The sequence below is a fragment of the Peribacillus sp. P4_D6 genome (assembly GCF_056401795.1).
In genome coordinates this window covers 1-1,635 of record NZ_JBFUIQ010000312.1, presented here as the reverse complement: position 1 = coordinate 1,635, position 1,635 = coordinate 1, and the positions used below count along the sequence as shown (strand labels likewise).

Below are 1,635 nucleotides of genomic sequence, written 5' to 3'. Positions count from 1 at the left end.
GTATTATCTATTGAATGGACTGGTCAGGCAGATCCTGTTGCCCGTAAAACTTCTACAGAGGTGAATGTTGATTCCATCTCAGTTTTAAAATAGTTGTTATATATATATATATATATATATATACCTTTAGCTTCATCCATAAAGAGGATGAAGTTAAGGGTTTTTGTGGTCGGAAAAGTGGGGGAAAGGTTCCCATAATCCTATCTTTAATAGCTATGTATTTCTTAATTAATCATTAGCCTGGTTAAATCCTTCCATATATCTAGTAAAAATGAATGCCTAAAAGTTAGAAATGTATGATTTTGTGAAATTATCGTACATTCAAATCATTGGTACATAAGGGTTTGAAGAAGGGGAGGTCGATGATGATGACACAACAAAAAAATGTGCAGCCGATCCGGGATCAGCAGCAGTTAGAAGATATGAAATGGGCGCTGAAGCGCCATTGTTCGGAGCGCGATTACATCCTGTTTGTTTTAGGCTGTGAGACCGGCTTACGTGTTGGGGACCTACTCAAACTCACCACGAAGCAGATCCTGACCTTAAAGGCAAACAAAACAAGATTCTTTGGGTCAAGGAAGGCAAATGCAAAAAATCTGCGACATGTATATCGCGAATTGCTTTGAAGGGGTCTTTGAGTACGCCCAAAGCGTCCCGAGTCCCTATTTATTCCCGTCCAGGAAGGGAGAACGCCCCATTCGCCGCCATAGAAGTTTCTTATGGAACTAAATGGGTAGGATAGTTGCATAAGAAGTAGTAAAATTGAGTTGATAAAAGATTGAAATCCCTCATCTTCCATTGTTTATAAATGGTACAATAGGGAAAATGAGGTGTGAGTATGAGGGAATTATTATGGAGTTTAAGTTTGGTTGCTATCATTGTGGTGTTAGGGGGATGTTCAAGTTCCTCTAAAACTTCGGGTTCTCCTGAAGCAAAAGACGTTGGCTATCAATATCAAATAGTAGAGTACGGTGGATTAAGTGATAAACGAGCTGTATTGGATAAAGATAATGTCAAAAAGATTGAAGATATTATAGCAGACGTCAAATGGGATAAAACAGTTTCAGTTGATAAAGGTAGCAAAGAAGATGCTGTATTTTGGTTTATAGACCAAGATAACAAGGAAGGGCAGAAATATAAGGTCTGGTTCAACGAAACTAACTCCGCAGACGTGCAAGATGGGAAGCAAGTATGGGGCGTTTTGGAAGGGAAAGACGGTGAAACATTATCCTCTATTTTCAAACTTAATGATCAGAAATAAAGAATAGAGAAATATTAAACTACCGGGTGTGTTAGTTCTGGTCGGGAGCTACCAATACGGTAGCTTTTTTCTTAATGAGTTAACGGGGCAGGATACTTCAAGAGAGATACGTTATAATTATGGTCAATTTTAAGGGGGACTTTTGAAGATGGAATAGGGGTGACATTTTGAATAAATGGGCTAAATTATCATTAGCGTGCGTGCCTTTTGCCTTTTTAACCGCATTGAATGAAGCTACGTTAGAAATAGGCGGCTCGGCTAATCCTATTTGGATGATTGGGCAAATCGTGCCTTTTGTAGGGTTTATAATTGCTTTTGGTGCAAGTAACAATAAGCAACGTTTTATGCTTGCATTGTTTAATATAAGTTATTAC

General features: G+C 38.4%; 3 protein-coding genes. All 3 read left to right on the top strand.

Annotated elements, in window-relative coordinates; all coding sequences use genetic code 11:
• Nucleotides 1–365: 365 nt before the first annotated feature.
• Nucleotides 366–626, top strand: coding sequence for a site-specific integrase (locus AC1DVB_RS27095; RefSeq protein WP_454861172.1), 261 nt, complete (start codon nucleotides 366–368; stop codon nucleotides 624–626).
• A gap of 212 nt (nucleotides 627–838) precedes the next feature.
• Nucleotides 839–1,261, top strand: a complete 423-nt coding sequence (locus AC1DVB_RS27090) for a hypothetical protein (protein ID WP_057277140.1) — start codon at nucleotides 839–841, stop codon at nucleotides 1,259–1,261.
• 167 nt (nucleotides 1,262–1,428) lie between these two features.
• A partial coding sequence (locus AC1DVB_RS27085) for a hypothetical protein (protein WP_477591924.1) occupies nucleotides 1,429–1,635 on the top strand: 207 nt, incomplete at its 3' end.